This window comes from Tunicatimonas sp., from assembly GCF_049647865.1.
Taxonomy (GTDB): Bacteria; Bacteroidota; Bacteroidia; order Cytophagales; family Cyclobacteriaceae; genus Tunicatimonas.
This window is the reverse complement of record NZ_JBARYM010000166.1, coordinates 1-4,999: the sequence shown is the minus strand read 5'-3', so window position 1 is coordinate 4,999 and position 4,999 is coordinate 1. Positions and strand designations below refer to the sequence as shown.

The window sequence follows — 4,999 nt, the reverse complement described above, 5'->3', positions numbered from 1 at the left end:
ATACTAGCCTTAACACCTTACCTGCCCGAAAAAGAAAGATTGCTCAGCTAAGTCTTATTGAGGGGTACTCTAATCAAGAAATTGCCGCTACGCTCCGGATTTCTGAGCACACGGTGCGCTCGCAGTTGTCACAAGCTAAAAAGTTTATTCGCCACTTCTTGCAGCAAGCCATGATGCTACTAGTACTCCTTCATTTTTAAAAAGTCAAAAAACTTTTTTCTTCGCCGTAATCGAATCGGTGGTGAGCAGTGTACTTATAGTAAATACTGATAAGTATGCACAATCTGCTCATCAAATATCTTAACAACCAATGCAATTCCGAAGAGGCCGATCAGGTGCTCCGCTACCTTCAAACCCCTGATGGACAGCGCCATCTGGAAAGAATTATGTCAGAAGAGGCCGGTAGTCTAAACCAGATTACAGATCGCGAACCGAATTATGATCAAATCTTTAGCAAAATACACTCAGCAATTGAGGTAAACTCGGCTAGTGCAAAAGTAATTCCTCTTTATCGCCGATGGTACGCAGTAGCCGCCGCGGTAAGTACTTTGCTACTGGTAGCCACTTGGTGGTTCCTGCTTCAGCCTGCTCCACCGGAGGTGTATCAGACTGCCTACGGCGAAACCCAAACCATCAAGTTAAACGATGGCTCAGTGGTTACGCTCAACGCTAACTCAATATTAAAGGTCGCTACTAATGATGACATTCGGGAAGTCTGGCTAACGGGAGAAGCCTTTTTTGAGATAGAGGAGGTACTGCTAAACGAAGGTAACCAAGGCCATGCCGAACTAGTAAAGTTCGTTGTCCATACCCAGGAACTAGACGTAGTGGTGGTCGGTACGACATTTAACGTACAAAATCGAGACGAAAAAACCCAGGTAGTGCTCAATAGTGGTAAAGTGTGGCTGGAGGCTGACACCGAAAAGCTAGTGATGGAACCGGGTGAAGTAGCCGAACGAACCAGTCAGGGCAAAATGGTGAAAACTACTACGGTCAATCCCAGTGTTTATTCGGCCTGGAAGGAGAACAAGCTGGTATGCCGCAACACCACGCTAGCAGAAATTGCCGAGGTGATCTACCACCGATTCGGCCACACTGCCGAATTTGCGAATGATTCGATCAGGTCGCTCTCCATCACCGGTACGCTGCCCTTGCACCAGCTACCGTTACTTACTGAAACCCTTCAGGAATCACTCAATATTACGATACAATATGATGGGCAAACCTTGGTATTTGAGAAGAAATAGTCAGGAATATACACGCAGAAACATTAAAACAATAAAGTACGATCTCTCAATTTAATCCTCCACATATGTTAAACAATCTAACAAAAAACAGATGGGTAATTTCGGTATGCTTATGGTTTGCCATTTTACCTATTTTTGGGCAAGAATTAGCCAGTCTTCCAGCTGACTATTCGCCTACGAATACCCAGTACCAGGACGAGCGTACCACTACGCTAGAATCGCTACTAATTGCCTTCGAGAAGAAATATCAAGTGAGCATCATTTTTAATAGTGCTGAGATTGGTAAGCAACAAGTAAGTAAGTTGGTAGATGATTCTACGCTGGACAGCTCTCTTCAAGGTCTGTTGGAACCAATTGGTTTAACTTATAAAAAGATTGATAGTGATGTTTATGTAGTGAAGCGGGCCAAGAAGTTTCAGAAGAATGTGGATAAAGTAAAAAGCCAAAACACCTTATCCGCTTCCTTGCCCCCAACAAGGGTTGAAAGGTTGAACTCCAAAGCTCAGTCTTACGAAGTAAACGTTGCTCAAACTATCAGTGGTAAAGTGACCGACTTATCAACTGACGAACCGCTGCCGGGGGTCAATATCCTGGCGAAAGGAACTACCATCGGTACGGTGACGGATGTGGACGGCAACTATCGACTAACCGTGGCTGACGACGTGACAACGTTAGTGTTCTCTTCGGTAGGATACGTTCGCAAGGAGGTTCCCATTGGTGGTCAAACTACCCTTAACCTGTCGATGGCTCCCGATGTTAGTACGCTTAGCGAGATTGTTGTCACCTCTTTTGGCATTAAGGCAACCAAAGAACAACTAGTTTACGCTACCCAAGAGGTAGAGGGAGAAGCATTAGATCAGGTAGGTAATCCCAACGTATTAAATTCACTACAGGGTAAAGTAGCGGGGGTTTCGGTCAATCTATCCAGCGGAATGCCCGGACGGTCACCAATCGTAAATATTCGGGGTAGTCGCTCTATCACAGGGAATAATCAACCCCTGTACGTGGTAGATGGCTTACCGGTCTCTGGTCGCCCCATTGATCTGAATCCGAGTAATATTGAAAGTATGAACGTGCTAAAGGGAGCTACGGCCTCGGCTCTGTACGGAATACGCGCGGCCAACGGAGCAATTATTATTACTACCAAGCAGGGCGAGTTGGGCAACAACGGACCGCAGGTGACTGTGGGAACGTTCGTAAGTATGGATGAAGTCAGCTACTTGCCCGATTTGCAGCGAACCTACGCCCAGGGAAACGGAAGTTTGAACACCGGAAGTGGAATATCGTACGGTCCCCGCATCAGTGAAATCGGTACCTACACCAACGCTTTGGGCGAAGAAGTGGTAGCGCAGGCCTACGATCATAGCGATGCCTTCTACCAAACCGGTTACACCTGGAATACGGACGTATCTATCGCTAATGCTAACGAACAAGGAAGTTACTTTGTAAGTTTAGGTCGCAGCCAGCAAGAAGGGGTAGTGCCTAATACCGGCTTAGAACGAATAAACTTCAAGGTGAACGGGCGGTACAAATTGCACGAAAAATTTACCACTACGGTCTCTTTGAACTATTCCGAACTAACGGTAGACGATTTTCCTGATCTGGCGGGCAATACCAATTACTTTCGGGGTATTTGGGAAGCACCACCTTCATACAACCTAGCGGGCACCCCCATTGCCGACCCCAGCAACCCCTACCGTCAAAACTACTTTCGGGGAGGGCAGAACAATCCTTACTGGGTAGTAGCCAATAACTACCGTACCAACGAAACCCCCCGCATGTTTGGGAATATTTTCTTGGAATATCAGATGCTGCCCTCGCTATCGCTAAATTACCGTTTGGGTATCGACCGGTTCACTACGCTGCAAGAAGAGTTCCGGGAATTGGGTACCGGTGATATTGGGCGTACGAACCCTCCTAGTGGCGGATTACTTAATCTGGCCGATATTGCGAGTCAGAACGTAAACTCTAACGTCTATCTGTCATACGATAAGCAGTTGGAAGACTTTTCGCTGAATGTGATTGCCGGTAATGAGATTTTCGACCAGCGACTGAGCAGTAACAATACTGTGGGGCAAAACTTTGTGGTAGGTGGCTTTCCCAATCTATCCAATGCCACCCTCATTACGGCGGGCAACTCGGAGGAGAATCGCCGGATTGTAGGCTTTTACGGAAGTGCTAACCTGGGCTGGCAGGAGAAAATCTATCTTAACCTGACCGGACGTACCGATTACGTTTCCAACATGCCCGCCGAGAACCGTTCGTTCTTTTACCCATCGGTAGGAACGAGCGTTATATTGACGCGTTTACTGCCTGAACTCGAGAATGTTATGTCGTTTGCTAAACTGCGAGCCAGCGTGGCGGAAGTTGGGCAAGCCGGACCGCTGTACGTAAACAACAATGGCTTCCGGGCGACCAACGCGGGTGGTTTTGTATTTCCCTTTAATGGGTTGAGTGCGTTTACTCAGAATAGCGTTCGTATCGCTCCCGACCTAGCCCCGGAAAATACCCGAACGTTAGAACTAGGATTGGATTTTCGGTTCGTAGACGACCGTATCGGTATTGATTACACCTACTTCAACAGCACGTCGGAGAATCAGATCTTCCAGGTGCCACTGCCACTATCAACCGGGGCATCTCAGGAGATACGGAATGCTGGTGAAATTTCGTCTCAGGGACACGAGATAGTACTGTCGCTGCTTCCGGTGGTGACCAACAACTTTCGCTGGGAGCTAATTACCAACTTCTTAACCTTCGAGAATAAGGTAGAACAACTGGCGGATGGCATCGAGCAGATCGGCATTACCTCCCCTGATGGCGTAAATACTATTCAGGTAGCGCAGGTAGGGGAAGACTATCCGTCGTTTTTTGGAACTTCCTTCCTGCGCGATCCGCAAACCGATCGGGTGGTGGTACTGGATGATGAGAGCAGTCCGGTACACGGAATGCCAATTATTGATTTTGAAAACCGAGTAATCGGCTCGCCCCTGCCGGATTTTACCATGAGCTTTATTAATAATGTTTCGTACAAAAATCTATCACTTTCTTTCCAGCTAGACTGGCAACAGGGGGGGCAGTTGTTCTCGCAATCAGCCATTGAAACTCGTTTTCGGGGAACATCGGCCGAAACCTTAAGTCGGGAAGAAGATATCGTTATTGATGGGGTGAAAGGCCAACGTTCTGCTGAAGGGATAGTTACTACCACGGGCGAAAATGATATTGCGATTAACAAAGGCTTTACGTACTACACGCACATCTGGCAGTTTGTGGGTGCTTACCAGGATGCTCTGCAAGATGCGTCTTTCCTTCGGCTGCGCGAACTATCGGTTTCGTATAACTTACCCCAAGCCGTAGTAGATCGCACTTTCTTTGAGGGATTATCCGTCTACTTTGCTGGTCGCAATCTGTTTCTGATCACTGATTCCTTCGTTGATCCGGAAGTAAACTACGTAGAAACCTTCCAAGGTAATCGTCCGAACAGCCGGGGTGTAGAGTGGAATCAGTTGCCGCAAACCCGGAGCTACGGTTTAGGGGTGCGGGCTACTTTTTAATTTGAACCATAAAAAAACTGATTATGAAATCAAGAATATTATTTTTAGCGATAGCCGTAGTTGGTCTGCTCTACGCCTGTTCAGAAGAGACACTGGACGAAATTGACACCAATCCTAACTTGGTAAGCGAAGTGACGCTCAACACCTTATTACCCCAGGTCGTTCTAAGCTACAATCAAGAAATTGTGGGCGGAAGTGGAG

Annotated in this window: 3 protein-coding genes; all 3 read left to right on the top strand. The window is 47.2% G+C overall.

Annotated elements, in window-relative coordinates; genetic code table 11:
* On the top strand, positions 1-200 hold a 200-nt coding region (locus WBA23_RS05130; protein WP_424581175.1), incomplete at its 5' end, for a sigma-70 family RNA polymerase sigma factor.
* Positions 201-275: 75 nt separating this feature from the next.
* On the top strand, positions 276-1,247 hold the full coding sequence (locus tag WBA23_RS05125; RefSeq protein ID WP_424581174.1) for a FecR family protein: 972 nt from the start codon (positions 276-278) through the stop codon (positions 1,245-1,247).
* A 65-nt stretch (positions 1,248-1,312) separates the two neighbouring features.
* Positions 1,313-4,798 (top strand): SusC/RagA family TonB-linked outer membrane protein, encoded by a 3,486-nt coding sequence (locus tag WBA23_RS05120; protein ID WP_424581173.1) that lies wholly within the window; start codon positions 1,313-1,315, stop codon positions 4,796-4,798.
* Positions 4,799-4,999: the final 201 nt, after the last annotated feature.